At 47.2% G+C, this 19564-nt stretch carries 19 protein-coding genes; 13 read left to right on the top strand and 6 right to left on the bottom strand.

The window, feature by feature from the left end:
* Positions 1–40: 40 nt before the first annotated feature.
* Positions 41–640: an RNA polymerase sigma factor gene (locus PBAL39_RS00525; RefSeq protein WP_008237123.1), complete on the bottom strand. Its 600-nt coding sequence runs from the start codon at positions 638–640 to the stop codon at positions 41–43.
* A 189-nt stretch (positions 641–829) separates the two neighbouring features.
* On the opposite strand from PBAL39_RS00525, the gene PBAL39_RS00520 reads away from it, so the two are divergent.
* Both PBAL39_RS00520 and PBAL39_RS00515 read left to right on the top strand, forming a co-directional pair.
* Positions 830–1549 carry a pirin family protein gene (locus PBAL39_RS00520; protein ID WP_008237122.1) on the top strand — a complete coding sequence of 240 codons (720 nt, stop codon included), beginning with the start codon at positions 830–832 and terminating at the stop codon, positions 1547–1549.
* 24 nt (positions 1550–1573) lie between these two features.
* Positions 1574–1870 carry a hypothetical protein gene (locus tag PBAL39_RS00515; RefSeq protein ID WP_008237121.1) on the top strand — a complete coding sequence of 99 codons (297 nt, stop codon included), beginning with the start codon at positions 1574–1576 and terminating at the stop codon, positions 1868–1870.
* Here PBAL39_RS00515 and PBAL39_RS00510 read toward each other — a convergent pair.
* Positions 1862–3883 (bottom strand): M3 family metallopeptidase, encoded by a 2022-nt coding sequence (locus tag PBAL39_RS00510; RefSeq protein ID WP_008237120.1) that lies wholly within the window; start codon positions 3881–3883, stop codon positions 1862–1864. The genes PBAL39_RS00515 and PBAL39_RS00510 overlap by 9 nt on opposite strands.
* 232 nt (positions 3884–4115) lie before the next feature.
* On the opposite strand from PBAL39_RS00510, the gene PBAL39_RS00505 reads away from it, so the two are divergent.
* The 3 genes from PBAL39_RS00505 to PBAL39_RS00495 all read left to right on the top strand — a co-directional run bounded on the left by PBAL39_RS00505 (position 4116) and on the right by PBAL39_RS00495 (position 8983).
* Positions 4116–6311, top strand: a complete 2196-nt coding sequence (locus PBAL39_RS00505) for an alpha-galactosidase (RefSeq protein ID WP_008237119.1) — start codon at positions 4116–4118, stop codon at positions 6309–6311.
* A 12-nt stretch (positions 6312–6323) separates the two neighbouring features.
* On the top strand, positions 6324–8282 hold the full coding sequence (locus PBAL39_RS00500) for a sialate O-acetylesterase (protein WP_008237118.1): 1959 nt from the start codon (positions 6324–6326) through the stop codon (positions 8280–8282).
* Positions 8283–8386: 104 nt separating this feature from the next.
* Positions 8387–8983: a Crp/Fnr family transcriptional regulator gene (locus PBAL39_RS00495; protein ID WP_008237117.1), complete on the top strand. Its 597-nt coding sequence runs from the start codon at positions 8387–8389 to the stop codon at positions 8981–8983.
* Positions 8984–9042: 59 nt separating this feature from the next.
* Here the strand turns inward: PBAL39_RS00495 and PBAL39_RS00490 are convergent, their stop codons facing one another.
* On the bottom strand, positions 9043–9603 hold the full coding sequence (locus tag PBAL39_RS00490) for a hypothetical protein (RefSeq protein WP_008237116.1): 561 nt from the start codon (positions 9601–9603) through the stop codon (positions 9043–9045).
* A gap of 146 nt (positions 9604–9749) precedes the next feature.
* Here PBAL39_RS00490 and PBAL39_RS00485 point away from each other — a divergent pair, with 146 nt between their 5' ends.
* The 6 genes from PBAL39_RS00485 to PBAL39_RS00460 all read left to right on the top strand — a co-directional run bounded on the left by PBAL39_RS00485 (position 9750) and on the right by PBAL39_RS00460 (position 14320).
* On the top strand, positions 9750–10256 hold the full coding sequence (locus PBAL39_RS00485; RefSeq protein WP_008237115.1) for a GbsR/MarR family transcriptional regulator: 507 nt from the start codon (positions 9750–9752) through the stop codon (positions 10254–10256).
* 201 nt (positions 10257–10457) lie between these two features.
* Positions 10458–11282 carry a hypothetical protein gene (locus PBAL39_RS00480; protein WP_008237107.1) on the top strand — a complete coding sequence of 275 codons (825 nt, stop codon included), beginning with the start codon at positions 10458–10460 and terminating at the stop codon, positions 11280–11282.
* Positions 11283–11302: 20 nt separating this feature from the next.
* Positions 11303–12229, top strand: a complete 927-nt coding sequence (locus PBAL39_RS00475; RefSeq protein WP_008237102.1) for a TIGR01777 family oxidoreductase — start codon at positions 11303–11305, stop codon at positions 12227–12229.
* A gap of 119 nt (positions 12230–12348) precedes the next feature.
* Positions 12349–13587: a U32 family peptidase gene (locus PBAL39_RS00470; RefSeq protein ID WP_008237101.1), complete on the top strand. Its 1239-nt coding sequence runs from the start codon at positions 12349–12351 to the stop codon at positions 13585–13587.
* Positions 13587–13817, top strand: a complete 231-nt coding sequence (locus PBAL39_RS00465) for a ferredoxin (RefSeq protein WP_008237100.1) — start codon at positions 13587–13589, stop codon at positions 13815–13817. The genes PBAL39_RS00470 and PBAL39_RS00465 overlap by 1 nt, the downstream gene beginning before the upstream one ends.
* Entirely contained in the window at positions 13814–14320 is a 507-nt protein-coding gene (locus tag PBAL39_RS00460) for a pyridoxamine 5'-phosphate oxidase family protein (protein WP_008237099.1), read from the top strand. Before PBAL39_RS00465 ends, PBAL39_RS00460 begins: the two co-directional genes overlap by 4 nt.
* Positions 14321–14331: 11 nt before the next feature.
* Here the strand turns inward: PBAL39_RS00460 and PBAL39_RS00455 are convergent, their stop codons facing one another.
* The 3 genes from PBAL39_RS00455 to PBAL39_RS00445 are packed head-to-tail and all read right to left on the bottom strand — an operon-like array spanning position 14332 to position 17756.
* A complete protein-coding gene (locus PBAL39_RS00455; protein ID WP_039865877.1) occupies positions 14332–15324 on the bottom strand; it encodes a transglutaminase family protein in 993 nt (330 codons plus the stop codon).
* A 10-nt stretch (positions 15325–15334) separates the two neighbouring features.
* The gene (locus PBAL39_RS00450) at positions 15335–16267 is read right to left on the bottom strand and encodes an alpha-E domain-containing protein (RefSeq protein WP_008237097.1); all 933 of its coding nucleotides are present in this window, start codon (positions 16265–16267) and stop codon (positions 15335–15337) included.
* Positions 16268–16304: 37 nt separating this feature from the next.
* Positions 16305–17756 carry a circularly permuted type 2 ATP-grasp protein gene (locus tag PBAL39_RS00445; protein WP_008237096.1) on the bottom strand — a complete coding sequence of 484 codons (1452 nt, stop codon included), beginning with the start codon at positions 17754–17756 and terminating at the stop codon, positions 16305–16307.
* Positions 17757–17967: 211 nt separating this feature from the next.
* Here PBAL39_RS00445 and PBAL39_RS00440 point away from each other — a divergent pair, with 211 nt between their 5' ends.
* Both PBAL39_RS00440 and PBAL39_RS00435 read left to right on the top strand, forming a co-directional pair.
* The gene (locus tag PBAL39_RS00440; RefSeq protein ID WP_008237095.1) at positions 17968–18711 is read left to right on the top strand and encodes a peptidase; all 744 of its coding nucleotides are present in this window, start codon (positions 17968–17970) and stop codon (positions 18709–18711) included.
* Complete coding sequence (locus PBAL39_RS00435; protein WP_008237094.1) at positions 18708–19550, top strand: transglutaminase family protein; 843 nt, start codon at positions 18708–18710, stop codon at positions 19548–19550. Before PBAL39_RS00440 ends, PBAL39_RS00435 begins: the two co-directional genes overlap by 4 nt.
* The last annotated feature ends 14 nt before the right edge of the window (positions 19551–19564 follow it).

Here is a 19564-nt window from a genome sequence, read left to right as displayed (position 1 = left end):
TTCCTAATATTACAATTCAGAAGACCGGTACATTTACTCCCTAATGAAATAAATCTTTATTGATGGCAAATAAAAAAAGGGAGAGGAGCAGCGCACCGTGTCGGTCCATGAAATCCTTAATCGCTTTGATGGCTTTCACCATCTGGCTGTTTACGGTGTTGTCGCTGATGCCCAGTACTTTTGCAGCCTCCTTATAGGAGTACCCCTGGTCGCGGCACAATTCATAGATCTGCCTGCGTTTTGGCGGGAGCTGATTGATGGCCATTCTGATCAGCTGACCGGTTTGCTTCCGCTGTGTATATTGCAAGCCGTTTTCGGACTGGTGTATGGCATTGCTGAAGATTTCCTCAGAGATGCTGCTTTCCCGGGATGCCCTTTTGATGATGTTCAGTGCATGATTTCTGGCAATGGTGAAGAGGTAGGGGCCGAGCTGTCTTTCAGATTCGATAGATGGGGCCAGTTCCCAGAGTTTTACGAAGGTTTCCTGTGCTACATCTTCAGCCAGGTCCGGAGATTTTACAATTCCCAGGGCATAGGCATATATTTTCCTGATATACAAAGCGTAAAGTTCAGAAAAGGCCGACTGGTCCTGTGTTTTAAGTTTTTCTAAAAGTAATTTTTCCCCACCTTGCATCTGCATATTCTACGAAAAACAGTAGATTTTAAAAGAACCCCCGCAGATTCTATACATTCCAAGGGAAATTTAGGCATTTTTATGATAATAAATGCATATTATATGATATACGCTGGTGATGCATTACTTACCTTACATCAATGTGACTTGATTTTGAGGCCGCTATCTTTGTGGTATAACTAAGAAAGGAAATATATGTCACAGTTTGTTTTGCACAAAGGAAATACCAGGGGTCATGCCAATCATGGTTGGCTGGATGCCCATCATTCGTTCAGCTTTGCCGGATATTACCATCCGGAGCGCATGAATTTTGGTGTGCTGAGGGTGTTAAATGATGACCGCATCGATGGTGGAAAGGGCTTTGGCGCACATCCGCACGATAACATGGAGATCATCACGATCCCATTAGAGGGCGCATTGGCACATAAGGACAGCTTGGGTACTGCATCCGTAATACAACATGGCGATATTCAGGTGATGAGTGCTGGCACTGGTGTAAGCCATAGCGAGTTCAATGCAAATGAAGACCGTGCGGTGAAGTTATTGCAGATCTGGTTGTTCCCGAACAAGAAAAATGTTTCACCACGTTATGATCAGCTGACATTGAATGTAGATGAGCGTCACAATCACTTCCAACAGATCTTATCGCCAAATGCGGATGATGCCGGGGTGTGGATCCATCAGGATGCCTGGTTTTCGTTGGGAAAATTTGATAAAGACTTTGAAAGCACTTATCAGATCAAAAAAGCAGGGAATGGGGTGTATGCCTTTGTGATCAGCGGAGAAGTGACGATCGACGGACAAATATTAGGTCAACGCGATGCCTTAGGTATATGGGAAACGGACAGCATCAGCTTTAAGGCAAATACCGCAGATGCGGAAGTCCTGTTGATGGACGTCCCTATGAGTTTGTAACAATGACGAGTTTATAAATTGAAAATGAAGGTAACCATATTATATATAGGTCGTGATCCTGAGATCACCGTGGTCATGCAGCGGTTGTTGAACACCAGGGAAGAATGGACAGGCCTTACAGTATGTACCGATGCGGAGGCTGTGGCCATCTGTGAAGCGCAGCCGCTGGATCTGGTGCTGCTGGGAAACGGGATTACTGAAGATGAAGAGCATGAACTCCGTAAAGCATTGACTAACTTAAGGCCGGGGCTGAAGATCATTCAGCATTATGGCGGTGGCAGTGGTTTGCTTTACGGAGAAATTGCCGGAGCCTTACAGTAGACCGCGTTTGATCAGCATCGGTTTGATGTCCGGTTGATGTCCGCGGAAATCGGAAAACATCTTTCCATAATCTTCCGTATTTCCTTTGGAGAGGATCATATCGCGGAAACGTTGTCCATTGGCTCTGGAAAGGCCGCCATTTTCCTGAAACCAGGAGTAGGCGTCATTTTCCAGCATGGAGGTCCAGGTGTAGGCATAATAACCCGCCGCGTAACCATTGCTCCAGATGTGCAGGAAGTAGCTTGAACGGTAACGTGGAGGCACCTCCATCAGGTCCAGGCTGGTCTTTTTCAACGCTTCTTTTTCAAATTTATCCACGTCCTGCAGCGGTGCTGTGGGAGGGAGGGTATGCCATTGCATGTCGAGGTCTGCAGCAGCGAGGGCCTCTGTAAATTCATAGCCCTGGTTAAAGGAACTTGCTTTTTTGATTTTATCAAGTAGTGCCTGCGGCATAGGTTTACCTGTCTGGTAATGCACCGCATAATTTTTGAGCACTTTGGGGTCTGAGGCCCAATGTTCGTTGAACTGAGAGGGGAACTCTACGAAATCGCGGGCTACATTGGTGCCGGACAAGCTTGCATATTGCTGGTTGGCAAACAGGCCGTGCAGACCATGTCCGAACTCATGGAACATGGTAATGACATCATCAAAACTGATGAGGGCAGGCGCTCCTGCCTTAGGCTTGCTGAAGTTGCACACATTGTAGATCACGGGTTTTGTTTTGGCTAGTTTAGACTGGGACACCAGCTCACTCATCCATGCACCTCCATTTTTATTGTCGCGTTTATAGAAGTCGCCGTAAAATAAACCAATCTGACTGCCGTCTTTATCGAACACATCAAATACACGCACATCTTCGTGATAAACAGGAAGGTCTTTTCTTTCTTTGAAGGTGATGCCATAGAGTTGGGTCGCTGCGTAGAACACGCCATTCTCCAAAACTTTGTTCAGCTCGAAATAGGGTTTTACCTCATTCTCATCCAGGTCAAATTTAGATTTTCGCAGTTGCTCGGCATAGTAGTTCCAGTCCCATGGCTGTAGTTTAAAGCCACCTTTATGTTGATCGATCACTGCCTGGATGTCTCTCGCTTCAGCTTTGGCCTTTGCAGTGGCTGCGGGAACGAGCTTCTTAAAGAATTCAGCAACCGCCTCCGGCGTTTTTGCCATCTGGTCCTGGAGTTTCCATGCCGCATAATTTTTGAATCCCATCAGCTGTGCCTGTTGTGCACGGATCTGGGCGATCCGGGAGATATTTTTACGGGTATCGTTGGCGTCCCCTTTTTCTGCCCTGTTCCATGAAGCTTCGAACAGTTTCTGACGCGCATCCCTGTCGGCCATCTGCTGTAGTGGCGGTTGCTGTGTCGTGTTGGCAAGGTCTTTCCCTGCCGCGAGCAGCTGGTTGCTGAACTTGGTGCTGAGTGTAGACTCTTCCTTGTTGAGGGCTTTCAGTTTTTCCTTATCTGCTTCCGATAACTTGGCACCAGCCAATTCAAAGCGCTGGTAATAGTAGTCCAGCAGGCGTTGTGATTCCGGATCAAGCATGAGCTGTGCCGATTGTTGGTGCAGCTGTTCCACGCGTTTAAATAACTTGGTGTTGAGGTAAATGGCGTCTGTGGTTGCAGTCAGCTCCGGTGCCACTTCCTCCTGTACTTTCTGAAGCTCGTCATTGGTATTGGCGCCGGTGAGCAGGTTGAATACCATGTTTACACGTTTTAACAACTGCCCGCTTTGCTCAATGGCCAGAATGGTATTGTCGAAAGTAGGTGCTGCGGTATCATCAGCGATTTTTTGTATTTCGGCGAGCTGCTGTTTCATGCCTTCGTTGATCGCCGGCAGGAAGTCGCCATTTTTGATCTTGTCAAATGCAGGCGCCTGAAAAGGCAGGTCACTCATTTTCAGGAAGGGGTTGGATGCCGATAGTGTTGTGTTTTTGTCGGTAGACTTATTGTTGCTGTTGCAGGCGCTGATCACTGTGATCACTGCAAACAGGCCGATGTAGGATGTTCTTTTCATTTCATCTTTTTGTTATCGTATAAAAGTAGTTTAAATAGTTCCGCTTTTCAAATTTGGTATACCGGGAGGGGAAGGAGATAAATTGTAATTTTTTGCAGAATCAATAAGCGTTTTTTTTACGCTTAATTATTTTTTTGTATACTTACCGGGTATGCTTCAAACCGGGCTGATATCCTGAGGATAGAGACGGGAACCCTGAGGTTTATGGTAACCAAATTTAAATCTAAGAATAGTGACTACTTATTTTCATCACCTCAGCCGTTGTTGCGCGGCGGTCCTGTTATTTACCGTTCAGGCGAATGCCCAGCAGATCAACATTCCAATTGAGACCAATCACAATGCACTGGTATTGCAGGCCGATGCCAAAATGAACCTGCACAGCATTTACTTCGGTAAGAAACTAGCGAATGCTTCAGATTACGAACAGGTAGGAGGAGTGTATAAACAGGGGGACGATTATACAGGGATGCAGGATGCCGCCTACAGTGCGTCGGGTTCCAGGAACCTGTTTGAGCCGGCAATCAGTGTGACCCATGCCGATGGCAACAATTCCCTGGACCTGCGTTATGTTAAACATGAAGTCAGCAAAGTAGACGACAATGTGAGTCTGCTGAAGGTAACACTCAAAGATCCCGTATATGCAATTGAAGTCACGCTTTTTTACAAGTCTTTTTATAAAGAGGATGTGATGGAGCAGTGGTGTAGCATCAGGCATACCGAAAAGGGAAATGTCACTTTACATAAGTTTGCCTCGGCCAACCTGTTCATCAAGGGAGGGAGTTTCTGGCTCAACCAATACCATGGTGATTGGGCAAAGGAAATGCAGCCTGAGGAATCCAGGCTCACACATGGTATCAAAACACTCGATACCAAGCTGGGTACACGTGCCAATTTGTTTCAGCCATCGGTGTTTATGGTTTCCATGGACCGTCCGGCAACAGAAAATGAAGGTACCGTATTGTATGGTGCTTTGGAATACAGTGGTAATTTCCGCACAGACCTCGAGCTGGACCACCAGGACAACCTGAGGATTACATCGGGCATCAATAATTATGCATCTACCTATACCCTTAAGTCCGGTGAGCTCTTTACGACACCAGCTTTTTTATATACACTTTCCTCGAATGGGAAAGGTGTTGCCAGCAGGAACCTGCACAATTGGGCACGGAACTATAAACTGCTGGATGGAAAAGGAAACAGGCTGACCCTGCTGAACAACTGGGAGGCTACTTACTTCGACTTTGATGAAAATAAGTTGTCGGCCCTACTGAAAGACACCAAAAAACTGGGCGTGGACATGTTCCTGCTCGATGATGGCTGGTTTGCCAATAAATACCCAAGGAATGGCGATGTTGCCGGTCTGGGAGATTGGGAAGAGAACAAAAAGAAACTGCCTAATGGGATTGCTGCACTGGTCAAAGAGGCCAGTAGTAATGGCGTGAAGTTCGGCATCTGGATTGAACCAGAGATGGTAAACCCGAAGAGCGAACTTTATGAAAAACATCCGGAATGGGTGGTTCGTGAGCCTAAAAGAGAAGAACATTATTTCAGGAACCAGCTCGTGCTTGACCTGGCAAATCCGGCAGTACAGGACTTTGTGTATGGCGTAGTGGATGACCTTTTTACAAAAAATCCAGCGCTGGCCTACATTAAATGGGATTGTAATGCTGTGATTTACAATGCCCACTCTGCATACCTTAAAAACCAGTCGCACTTCTATATTGATTACATGCGTGGTTTGTATAAGGTGTTGGAGCGCATTCGTGCCAAATATCCAAAAGTGCCGATGATGTTATGTTCCGGTGGCGGTGGCCGTGTAGACTATGGGGCGCTGCAGTATTTCACGGAATTCTGGCCGAGCGACAATACAGATCCGCTGGAACGCATCTTCTTACAATGGGAGTATTCTTATTTTTACCCTGCGATTTCGAGTTCAAACCATGTGACCGACTGGGGCAAGCAGCCGATTAAATTCAGGACTGATGTGGCGATGATGGGTAAACTAGGTTTTGACATTGTCGTAAGCCATCTTGCGGAGAAAGACCTTAAATTTTGCCAGGATGCCATCCAGGTGTACAATGGTCTGAAGACGATAGTATGGCAGGGCGACCAGTACCGTCTTTCCAATCCGCGTAGCAGTGATGTGGCATCGATGCTGTATATGAATGCTGAAAAGTCCTCTGGTGTGATTTTTAACTATCTTGTGAACAACCGCTATGGGACGGGCAGCAAGCTGCCGATCCGCATGAATGGGCTGGATGCAGGAAAGAAATACCGCATTACGGAGATCAATCTATATCCAGGGACAAGCTCCACCATTGATGGCAATAAGACCTACAGTGGCGATTTCCTGATGCAGGTGGGCTTTAATCCCGATGTAAACTCCGGAAGGGCCAGCGTGCTCCTGAAAATTGAAGAAGTAAAATAAACACAGTTAATTATGAAAAGGTATCCATTTCATTTCGGATTGATGACCATTGCCGGCCTGTTTTCCATTCATGTGGCGCAGGCTAAGGTGGTGCTGCCTTCCGTTTTTTCAAATAATATGGTGCTCCAGCAGAAGAGCGATGCTGCAATATGGGGCAAGGCTGATGCCGGAAAGACCGTTACGGTGAGCACGACCTGGAATAGTAAAACCGCTACAGCCGTTGCTGACGCACAGGGGAACTGGAAGCTGAAAGTAGCCACTCCAGCGTATGGTGGTCCTTATCAGATTACCATCTCTGATGGCGAGGCCCTTATGCTCAAAAATGTGCTGATCGGTGAGGTGTGGGTCTGCTCCGGTCAGTCGAACATGGAGATGCCCCTTTCAGGGTGGGGTAAGATCAACAACTATGAAAAGGAGATTGCTGATGCCAATTATCCGAACATCAGGTTGCTACAGGCGGTAAAGGTGACGAGCAATGTGCCGCTGGAAGATGCAAAGGTGGAAAACGGAGGATGGCAGGAATGTAGTCCTAAGTATGTCGAAGGTTTTTCTTCCACTGCTTATTTCTTCGCACGGGAGGTATACGAAAAAACACATATTCCGATTGGACTGATCCATACCTCCTGGGGAGGAACGATTGCTGAGGCCTGGACAAGTGCAGGTTCACTCAACACCCTGCCGGATTTTGTGGATGGTGTTCGGCAGATAGAGGCGAAAGCTAAAAATCCTGCTGCGGGTTCTTATGAAGAAAAATATGCGGCGTGGGAGCAGCTTGTGGCATCGAAAGACCTGGGTTATCAAAGTGCCGGGACATGGAAGCGTATGACCTTGCCTGCCCTTTGGGAAGAGGCAGGGCTGAGTGATTTTGATGGGGTAGTCTATTTTCAAAAGAAAATTATCCTGCCTGCATCCTGGACCGGTGCCGATCTGAAATTAAGTCTCGGAAAGATTGATGACGACGACATCACTTATGTGAATGATGTAGAGGTAGGAAAAACGGTTGGATACGACCAATCCAGGAATTATATCATTCCTGGAAAGTTGCTGAAGGTGGGAGAGAATGTGATTACTGTGCGTGTGTTTGACGGCGCTGGTGGCGGCGGGTTGTATGGTGAGGCAAAAGACCTTTTTCTGAGTAGATCGGGTGGCGAGCAGATGACGCTTGCCGGTGAATGGAACTATCGCGTCGGACTGGACCTTAAGACCATCGCGTCGAGGCCCCTTGCCGAGGATGGTCCGAACCGTCCTACGGTGTTGTTCAATGCCATGATCAATCCTTTCGTACAGTTTAACATCCGTGGTGCCATCTGGTATCAGGGAGAGAGTAATGCTGATCGTGCGTACCAATACCGCGATCTGTTCCCTACCATGATCAAAGACTGGCGCAAGCAGTGGAATATCGGTGATTTCCCTTTCTATTTTGTGCAGCTGGCCAATTTTATGAAGGCTGATGAGCAGCCACAGGAATCTGCCTGGGCGGAATTAAGAGAAGCACAGTCGAAAACGCTGACCCTGCCGAATACAGGTATGGCAGTGATCATTGATATTGGTGATGCCAAAGATATTCATCCTAAAAATAAACAGGAGGTGGGAAGGCGACTGGGCCTGATTGCTGATCATCAGGTATATGGTAAGAAAGTGAGTTTCTCCGGACCTGCTTACAGCGGGCAGAAAGTGGTTGGAAAGACCATTGTGCTGAGTTTTAAACATGCCGACCAGGGCCTGAAGAGTTCGGATGGTGCTGCCTTGAGTGGTTTCGCCATTGCTGGCGCCGACCATGTATACCATTGGGCTAAAGCGACGATCAAAGGAAATACCGTAATCGTGGAGAGTGAGGCTGTGCAACAGCCGGTGTCTGTTCGTTATGGCTGGGGAAACAATCCTGCAGTCAACCTGGTGAATGGTGCCGGACTGCCTGCAAGTCCTTTCCGTACGGATGATTACCACGGTGTTACCCTTGGAAAAAAATAGCATCCAGCTGGATTGAGCTAACAGCTTAAATACCCTTTATATTTGCCAGAAGTTAAACCGACTTCTGGCTTTTTGTTTCAGGAGCTTTTGAAAATATCAGATCGATGATTACCGAACAGCTATTAAAGGAATTTGGCGCAAAGCAGCTGAGCTTTGAAAAAGGGGAGATTCTTTTCAGGGCGGGCGACCGTGCCAGGTGTTACCATCAGATTATACTGGGCAGCATTAAGATGAACAATTTTAATGATGAAGGAAAGGAATTTGTGCAGGGTATCTTTAATGATGGGGAGAGTTTTGGAGAGCCGCCTTTACTGATGGATGGTCACTATCCTGCAAATGCAGTGGCATTGGCCAGGACGACGGTGTATCAGCTGGGAAGACCGCGGTTTTTGGAATTGCTGCGGTCTCATCCTGAGGTACACCTGGAGTTGACCATTAACCTGGCCAAGCGGTTGTATTACAAGTCGATGATGGCGTCTGAGATTTCCTCACAGGAACCTGAACACCGCATTCTCAAACTGATTGATTATTATAAGGAGCGGGGTGGTAACACTACAGGAACCGAAAAATATAAGGTTGAAATCACCAGGCAGCAGATTGCAGACCTGACCGGTCTGCGTGTGGAAACCGTGATCCGTTCGGTCAAGTCTCTGGAAAAAAAAGGTGCCCTTAGCATCATCAACAGAAAAATTTTCAGATAAACTTCTGCCTATGTAAGGCTTTACAGTTGATCACTGTCGATCGGAAGCAGGTCAGTTTGCTAGTGGCTGATGAAGGTGAGTTCGCCGATCCATTTTCCATTCAGGCCGTTATCGAGAGGGAAGGGATCTTTAACCACCAGCGTATCTTTGCTGATGGACACAATCCGGTATCCGCCAAGCAGGTAAAAGAGGGAGATGGTAGGATAGACCTGACCGGGCATCTGCTCATACGTTAAACTTTTGTTTAGCGGATTGTATTGGATGTGATAACTGTTGTGGTAACGGGTCTGCAGGCTGGTAAACAGAAGAGGGCTGAAATCGGCTATGCCGCTTTCCGTGCCTTCTTTTATTTCTGTAATGATAAACTGGCCATTTTCTTTGCTGACGGTAAAACTCGCGGAAGACAGCTGCATCCTGTCGTAAGGATAACGTGTACCATTTGATACACCGAAAGACTTACATTTCGTATGTTCAGGATTGACCAATGTCCATGTTTTACTGTTGTTGAGTACGTCCAAGGGCGGGGGCTGGACCTTGGAAAGATCGTCCTTTTGGCATGCGCTACTCAGCAAGGAGAAGAGCAGCATTGCCCATAATGTCATTTTGCCTGGTCTTTCCATGAATTGTGGTGTTCTGTGGTGGTTGCCCTTCGTCGTGGCGAAGCGTAATTGTCAGCTAATATAAGTGGAAAGTATGAATATTAAAATAGTGTGATTTATCTTTCAGTATTTTTTGAAAGTTTAGAAAATAGTATTTATCTTTGGATATGGAACTCACAGAAGCAAGGCAAAAATTTATAGAGACCTGGGGGAAGCTGGGATCAGAGTGGGGAATTAACCGTACGATGGCTCAGATCCACGCCCTTTTACTATTGTCACCGGAGGCACTGACGACAGAGGAGATCATGGAATCGCTGAGCATATCGCGGGGAAATGCGAACATGACGTTGAGGGATCTGATGGGCTGGGGGCTGATTGAGAAGCAGCATCGGGCGGGGGAGCGCAAGGAATATTTTCTTGCCGATAAGGATGTCTGGAACATCGCACGTCAGGTAGCTGCAGAGCGCAGGAAGCGGGAGCTTGATCCGGTGATCAAGGTACTCGATGAGCTGTCGAAAGTGAAAGGGGATGAGAAAGACCCTGAGTTTGCCACTTTTTCAAAGTCTGTTCATGACATCAATAAGCTGGCTAAAAATGTAGATAAAACATTGGAGACCATGCTTAAGGCGGAAGAGAACTGGTTCTGGGGCAGTATTTTTAAAATGTTCAAGTAGATAAGGACATTCCATTAAATTATATTCAAATGGATAATAAATGTTCAAATAAAACAAATTAACCCAATCAATATCAGCTGAGTCAAGTCAGCTTCTTTTTTCTTTCAATGTTTCAAAAATTACTGAAAGTTTAATATTGTTGTTGGTGTAAGAAGAGTGGATCTGGGGGGGAGTAATGGTATCTTAATTAAAATTGAGCTTATGAAAACGTTAAAAAATCACCTTATTCTGTTTGATGCAGAATGTCCAATGTGCAGGATGTATACAAAAACCTTTGTTGATACAGGTTTGCTGGAAGCCGGGGGGCGGGCGGCCTATCAGGAAGTTAGCCAGGAGCATTGTCCGATGCTGGACAGAAGGCGCGCCGCCAACGAAATAGCATTGCTGAACCAGGAAACCGGTGAAGTGACTTATGGTGTCCGTAGTCTGTTTAAGGTCATTGCCACGGGGCTGCCTGTTTTTAAACCTCTGTTTGACTTTGGACCTTTCATCTGGCTGATGACGAAAATATATGCCTTTGTTTCCTTTAACAGGAGAGTGATCGTACCGGGTCCACTGCAGGTAGTAAAGGGTCAGTTTCAGCCCGATTTCCGGCTGAGCTATCGCATGGTTTATCTGGTGTTTACCTGGTTGGTGACAGCTTATGTGTTGTCTGCATACAGTCGTCTGCTGACGGGCATCCTGCCCACTGGCGGTCCTGATCGTGAGTACCTGATCTGTGGAGGACAGATCGTTTTTCAGGGCATCATCATTTTGATGATTGAGCGGGATAAAGTATGGATGTACCTGGGTAATATGATGACGATTTCCTTTGCCGGCGCGTTGTTGCTGTTGCCGCCACTGATCCTGTCCGGCTGGATGAGCATGCCGCCAGTATTTTATGCCTTATGGTTCATGGGGGTGGCCGGACTGATGTTCCTGGAGCACATCCGAAGGAGTCGTTTGCTATTGCTGGGCTGGACATTGAGCATCAGCTGGGTAATTTACCGTTTAGGAGTACTGTTGCTGGTTACAGAAATGGTTTAACAATACAGATCAGGGAAAATATGAAATATCAAAAGATAGTACTGGCCGGTGGTAATGGTTATCTCGGTCAGGTGTTCGCCAATTATTACAGTTCAATGGCGCAGGAAGTCATTGTGCTGAGCAGGAGCGCAGAGGTTCCGAGAGGGAATGTGGTTACTGTGATATGGGATGGAAAGACAGAAAGAGCTTGGGCAGACCACATGTCGGGCGCCGATCTGCTGGTCAATTTATGCGGTAAGAATGTGAATTGCCGTTATACGAAGAAGAACCGCGAGGAGATCATCCGCTCAAGGGTCATTCCTACCCGTTTGCTTGGTGCCGCCATTGCAAAACTGGCTGTCGCCCCCAAGTTGTGGATCAATGTCACCTCGGCGACCATCTATCGCCATGCAGAAGACCATGCACAGGATGAAGAAGGAGGAGACATCGGGTATGGATTTTCAATTGATGTTTGTCGCGCCTGGGAAAATGCTTTTTTTGAAACCGATACCCCAGCGACGAGGAAAGTAGCATTACGCATGGGAATTGTATTTGGCCGGGCCGACGGCGCATTTCCAAGGTTGCTGAATCTCGTCAGGTGTGGCCTTGGCGGGCATCAGGGAGATGGCAGTCAGTATATTTCCTGGATCCATGAGCAGGATGCTGCGCGCTGTACGGAGTGGTTGCTGGAGCATGAGGAACTGTCGGGGCCTGTGAACTGTACCGCGCCGGATCCCCAACCCAATAAGGAGGTGATGAAAGCGATCCGGTCAGCATACAACATTCCCGTTGGACTACCTACCCCTGCCTGGTTACTCTCAGTCGGTGCTGCGCTCATTGGAACGGAAGTGGAGTTGATCCTGAAGAGCCGCTGGGTGTTGCCGGCAAGACTTGTGGATAGTGGCTATACCTTCCTTTACCCGAAACTTGCACATGCCATTAAGGATATCCTGAGCATCCGGATTTAGGAAAGTCGATGTGATGCTGTATTGTTTTATGTTTACAAAATTCCTTTTCCGGGGAGGTGACCGCCGTCATATTTTAATCCGGTAAATAATCTAAATTTTGTAGGCTATAGAATCCATACATGAACATCAATAAAATAGAGTTAATGGCGCCGGTGGGCTCATTTGAGTCTTTATGGGCGGCCATACATGCAGGGGCAGATTCCATTTATTTTGGTATTGAGCAGCTCAATATGCGCGCACGGTCAATCGCCAACTTCACCATAGACGATCTTTCAGAAATTACAGCCATCTGCCTGGAGAATAAGGTAAAGAGTTACCTGACGTTGAATACGATTCTCTACGATCACGACATCAACCTGATGCGCAGGGTGGTTGATGCAGCAAAGGCCAACTGGATAGATGCCATTATTGCTTCTGACTACGCGGTACTCAATTATGCGAATAAAATAGGCGTAGAGGTTCACATTTCCACACAAGCGAACGTTTCCAATATAGACACCGTTGAATTTTTTGCTGCCTTTGCAGATGTTGTCGTGCTTGCCCGGGAATTGAGTTTGCTGCAAGTAGCTTCCATCAGCAGGGAGATCAAGCGGCGCAACATCACAGGTCCTTCCGGAAAGCTGATGAAGCTGGAGCTTTTTGCACATGGCGCCTTATGTATGGCCATTTCAGGAAAGTGTTACCTGAGCCTGCATTCCGATTTTGCCTCTGCAAACCGGGGCGCCTGTGTACAAAACTGCCGCCGTAGTTATATTGTTACCGACAAGGAGCAGGGCATTGAGTTTGAAGTGGACAACGAATATATCATGTCGGCGAAAGACTTATGCACCATAGATTTTCTGGATGAAATGATACAGGCCGGAGTAACCGTATTGAAGATTGAGGGGCGCGGCAGGAGTGCAGATTACGTGCATACGACCATCTCCTGTTACCGGGAGGCAATTGATGCGTATATGGAGGGTACTTATCATAAAGATAAAGTGGTAGCGTGGAAGGACAGGTTGTCTACCGTCTTCAACAGGGGATTTTGGGATGGCTATTACCTGGGGCGTAAGATGGGAGAGTGGAGTAATGTGTATGGTTCGAAGGCGACGAAGAAGAAAATATATCTGGGTAAAGGGATAAAGTATTTTCAGAAGGCCGCTGCGGCGGAGTTTAAGCTCGAGGCCTTCGGTTTGCAGGTGGGGGATGACATTCTGATCACAGGTCCAAAAACAGGCGTGCTGCAGACAACGGTAAAAGAGATTAGGGTAAATGATGTGAGCTGTCTTTCGGCCAGTAAGGGAGATGCAGTTTCCATTGCACTGGAGCATAAGATCAGGCGTTCAGACAAGTTGTACAAGTTTGTTGACTCCTGATGGTGCGCATCATTCAGCAACGTGGCAAGTGTATCGGCTGTAATGCATGTGTGGAGGCGGATGCTTTCCGCTGGCGCATTTCGAGGCATGATGGCAAGTGTACCTTGGTGCATGGGGTAGAGAAAAAAGGTTTTTTTGGGGTTGTTGTTGGCGATGAAGAGCTGGAAAGCAGTCTTGCCGCCGCTCATAACTGCCCGGTAAATATTATTAAAGTTCAAAAAGTATCATGATTGAAAACAGTTTAAATATGCATGAGGCGATCTCAGATTTCCTGCAGTCGCAGACAGTGATGACCATGGCCACCGCAATAATGGATGAGCCTTACTGTGCACCTTGTTTTTTTGCTTATAATGCCACGCACCAGGTATTGGTTTTTAAGTCGGACCGGGAGACGAACCATGTGAAAAATGCGCTTAGCAACGCGCAGGTGGCAGGCAGTGTGTTGCCGGACCAACTGGTGAAAGGAAGGGTAAGGGGCCTGCAGTTTTCGGGCGTCCTGATGAACATCGCCAATCCTGAAAACCCCTCAGCTGCCGCGGAAGTCCATCCCCCTGAAGCGTACATTACGCTTGCAGACGCTAAAAAGAGCTACTATAAAAAATATCCGTTTGCCCTGGCCATACCCGGGGTGATCTGGATCATCCGATTACACTGGATCAAATTTACAGACAATACCCTTGGTTTTGGTAAAAAACGGATATGGGAGCTTGCTGCGGCGCATGCCGATGAATAAATAGCGGCTGATTACTGTTGTTGTTGTTGTTGTTGTTGTTGTTGGATTTGTTGCATCAGCTCGAGGTTGCGGCGGTAACTGTTGCCTTTGACTAATGGTGCGGCGACCGCTTCTGTTTCCACTTTTTCGACCACAGGTTCATGGACATCAGTAAGGCCGTTGTCATAACCGACGATGACCTGTACGGCCAGTTCGTGGTTTGATGGTCCCTTGTACACGCCTTTTACGGGTGAGCAGTCGGTAAAACTTCTGCCCAGCGCAAGTCTCACATATGTCTCATTGGCAATGCAGTTGTTGGTGGGGTCGAGGCCGAGCCATCCGAAGGTTGGTATGTAAGCTTCTACCCATGCATGTGTAGCCCCCTCACCGCGGATGCCATTTTTATTGGGGCAGATGTAACCGCTTACATATTTCGCGGGGATGTTGGCCATGCGCAGCATCTGCGAGAGGATGTGTGCAAAGTCCTGGCATACACCAGCCTTCAGCTGCCAGATTTCATCAATCTGGGTCTGTACGGTGGTTACCCCCTGGATGTATTGGAAATGTTCATACACGTATTTGCAGAAATCCATGGCAACGCGGTAGGGCGTAACCTCCATTCTCATGTACATGTCTGTGATTTCCTTAAGTGCCTGTAAGCCATCAAAGGCCTCCCATTTCAGGTAATCAATATAGGGCACCTGGAACCTGAGTTTTTGCAACTCCGCCCATTGAAGGTCGCTGAACATGGTTTCTGAAGGCAACTCCTTCGGGAGGGTGGATACCGTTAGTTCAGAATAAATTTCCAGCTCGTTATGTCGTTCACTGTAGGCGAAGAAACCTACTTTATTGCCGTAGTAGTCGGTAAAGATGTCCACTTTAGGATTTCCGGAAATCTTAAGGTCATGTTTGATGACCCTCTGGAAATCATCTTCAATAGGGTACAGGATGATGTGGTTGAGGCTTTCCCTGACGAGCGACTCGTATGAATATTTGGTGATGTGTTTGATGTTAAATTCTGGCATACCAATAAGCTTAAGATAAGGAGAAACAGGTTTGGTTAAAGGCATTTCCGATGCCGTAGAGTTCCGATTTGATTTCTGCAAGGTAAAGATGGAGGTCTCCCTTTTTCAAGCCCTTGATGGAGCTGTATTTTACTTTACTCTGTAACCTTCCGATCAGGAAGGCAAGGTTTCCGGGTGTGATGTGACCATCTCCCCTCAACCGGTCGAAATATTTGATCAGCTGGTTCAGGGAGTAGATGACCGAGCGGGGAAACTCATTGTTGAGCACCACCTGTTCCAGGACATTTTCAGCTTCAAAACCCTGCCTGTAGGTTTTGAGGTAGAGTTCATAACCACCGATGGACAGCAGCAGGTGTTTCCAGTAGCTGGTGTTGGTGAGGAGGTCAGGGTTGTGGTCTACCGATCCAAATTTAATATCTAGGATGTTTACCGATTGAATGCTGCGTTCCAGGTACTTGCCGATGCGCATGAAACTGCTGCCCTCATTTCTGGCCATGGTGATTTCTGTAGTTCCATAAAAGAGCATTCCCTGTTTGATGAGGATGTCCAGTACCGAGACGGGGTCATCCTTTTTCAGCATGACCTTGAGCCTGGGGTCTTTGATGGTGTGGTAATATTCATTGAGACATTGCCATACATCTTTGGTGATGTGGTCCTGCACACTTCTGGCATTTTCGCGCACCTGGGTGATGATGTTGATAATGGAATTCGGATTTTGTTTTTCTGTGACCATGTACTGCAGTACTGCGCGGCTGTTGAATTCCATATCGGCGGTCGCCTCATCATCCGGTTCACAGAATAGGCGCATGACGGGGTTCCATGAAAATTCCGATATGGCATCCTGTGAGGAAGCGTAGTTGATCTTGAGCATGCGCAGCATGCCATCTGTTCGTTCAATGTAACGGCTTATCCAGTATAAACTCTCTGCAACCCTGCTTAACATATTTGTTTTATCGTTTTTCTCTTGAAATAAAATGTAATTATTTGGAAAGTACCCAGGTGTCCTTACTGCCACCGCCCTGGGAGCTGTTGACTACCAATGAGCCTTCCTTGAGCGCTACACGCGTCAGTCCGCCCGGGACGATGGTAATGCCGTTAGGTCCGCAGAGTGCGAAGGGCCGGAAATCTACCCTTCTTGGTTGAAGTACCCCTTGCATGTAACATGGTGCAGAAGACAGACTGATGGTTGGCTGGGCAATGAACTGACGCGGGTCTTTCATGATCTCCAGCTTGTAGGCTTCGATTTCTTCCGTGCTGGCCGCGTGTCCCATCAACATGCCATATCCGCCGCTGCCGTTGGTCTGTTTCACGACCATGCGTGAAATGTTTTCAAAGACGTGCGCCCTTTCTTCTTCATTTCCCAGCTGGTAAGTAGGTACATTTTTCAGCAGAGGCTCTTCATTGAGGTAGTATTTGATCATGTCCGGGACATAGACATATACCGCTTTATCATCGGCCACGCCATTACCTACGGCATTTACAATGGTTACATTACCTTTTCTGTAGGCGTTCATGAGGCCGGCAACGCCCAGCAGACTCCCCGGGTTAAATGCAAGTGGATCCAGATAGTCGTCATCCACACGCCTGTAGATCACATCTACCTGTTGTAAACCCGCTGTCGTTTTCATGTATACTTTATGGTCTTCTACAATCAGGTCCGGGCCTTCAACAAGCTCAATGCCCATCAGTCGCGCGAGTGTTGTGTGTTCGAAGTAGGCGGAATTGAAGCTTCCCGGACTAAGCAGAACGATCGTCGGGTCGGCGATGTCGCGTGGTGCCAGGGCGAGCAGGTTGTTATAGAGGATGGTCGGGTATTCAATCACACTCCGGACCTTACACTGAGGGAGGAGATCAGGGAACAGGCGTTTGGTGATTTCCCTGTTTTCCAGCATGTAACTCACCCCGGAAGGAGTGCGCACGTTATCCTCGAGGATATAATAGGTGCCATCATTGTCGCGGATCAGATCGATACCTGCAATGTGGATGTAAATGTCGTGAGGCACTTTGACGTTGACCATCTCTCTTAGAAAGTGGGGGCAGGAGTAGATGACGTCAATCGGTACGATGCCGTCTTTGAGGATGAACTGGTCGCTGTAAACATCTTTTAAAAAGAGGTTGAGTGCCGTGACCCTTTGTTTGATGCCTTTTTCAATGAATTCCCACTCCGCAGAGGTGATGATTCTGGGTATGATGTCGAAAGGAAATATTTTTTCGATGCCTTCACCACTGTTGTATACGGTAAAGGTGATGCCCTGACTCATAAAAAGCACCTTGGAAAGTTCTTCTTTTTTGTTTAGTTCGTCTGACGATTCCATGTCCAGGTAGTCCATGACCTTTTTGTACTCATTTCTGACCGATTTTGCTTGGTCGAACATTTCGTCCCAGGTGTTTTTTGGTAAATCGTATGATTCTGTGTATCTGTTTTCTCCCATTTTTTGTCAGATCGTCTAAAATTCATTTGAAATATAGTGAAATGTTGTGTTAAAATTCATTTATAGTATTTATTAATGTTGTTTATTGGTTGTAAAATTGTTTTTAAATTGATTTTTGTTTGGTTTTTCGTGTTTATGTTCTGTTTTTTAGAATGTGACTGGTTTTTTGTTTGTATGTTTCTTTAAATTTATCTTTATCAAAAGATAAAATATGACATACTGTTTGGGGATAAAGGTAAAAGAGGGTTTGGTGGCCATTGCCGATACGAGGATCACCTCCGGGTCGGATACCACCGAGAAGAAAAAAATATACATTGAGCAGCGGGACAAATCGGCCCTATTCATTATGACCAGTGGCTTGAGGTCGGTGCGTGACAAGGCCATTTTGTATTTCAGGGAGCGTATGGAGGAAGGGATAGAATACAATAAGCTCTACAAAGCGGTGAATGACTTCGGCGAGCAGGTGAAACGCGTGGCCAAAGAAGACCGTGAGGCGCTGGAGCAGGCCGGCTTCAGGTTTAACCTGAACACCATCATTGGAGGACAGCTCAAAGATGATGATGAGCATAAATTGTTTTTATTGTATCCTGAGGGCAATTGGGTGGAGCTGGGTGGAGGAGCACCTTTTGTCGTGATCGGCAATTCCGGACATGGAAAGGCCATCTTAAACAGGACGCTGACCAGTGAGTCCAGTATGCACCTGGCGCTGAAAACAGGTTTTCTTTCTTTTGATTCTACCAGGGCAAGTGCCAATGACGTTGATTTTCCGATAGATGTGGTTTTATATAAAAACAATAGTTTTGGGATGGTCGAGCACCGGTATACCAAAAAGGACCTGGAGCAGATTTCCGAACAATGGGCAGAAGAGCTGAAAGCGGCCCTGAACAGGATCTCCAATGATTGGATGGATGTGGCGTTTAGTAGTATGCCACTTCCTAATGACGAGAACTTATGATTTTCGAAGTCTCCTCAACGATCGTTTACGAAGCTATTCAGGCGTCTACCTTAGTGCTGAACATTGAACCTTTTCCTTCTTCCCGTCAACAGATCAGGGAGGAGCTGCTATCAGTCACAGAGCCCTGCAACATGAAAAGTCTGGCAGTGACCAGGGGAGAGAAGCGGCTCCGTGTATTGGAGATTGCTGCTCCCGGAAAGGTACATATCAACTACAAGGGGCTTGTCAGCAATGATCTGATTGCCATTCCGGCGGCTGGGCTGGATGATGTTCCGATCATCAATATGCCTTCGGAGGTACTGGCTTACCTTACCCCCAGCCGGTATTGCCAGTCCGACAAGTTATATAAATTTGCCTATCATAACTTTGGTCACATCAATCATGCATTTGAGAAGGTGATGGCCATACGCAACTGGATCCATAGGAATGTCGAGTACGCCGGTGGATATACCAACCCACAGACCTCTGCCTACGACACCATTACGGAGCAGGTGGGTGTCTGTCGGGATTTTGCACACCTTGGCGTGGCTTTGTGCAGGGCGCTGACAATTCCTGCACGATACTTTACCGGTTACGCCTACCAATTGAACCCACCCGATTTTCATGCCTGCTTTGAGGCCTATCTTGGAGGGCACTGGATCATTGTGGATGCCACCAAGCTGGTGCCTTTGAATGGGTTGATCAAGATCGCTACCGGTGTGGATGCTACAGATACTGCTTTTGCCAATATTTTCGGGCACCTGAACTTTCAGCAACTGAATGTAAATGTAAGTACCCGGGAGGAGAGCTTTGAGGCTGTTAACGCAGAAGGACTGGCTTACGGATACAGTTGCGCCTAACATCATCTTTGCCG

Source organism: Pedobacter sp. BAL39, from assembly GCF_000170795.1.
GTDB lineage: Bacteria > Bacteroidota > Bacteroidia > Sphingobacteriales > Sphingobacteriaceae > Pedobacter.
This window is presented reverse-complemented; position numbering and strand designations above follow the sequence as displayed.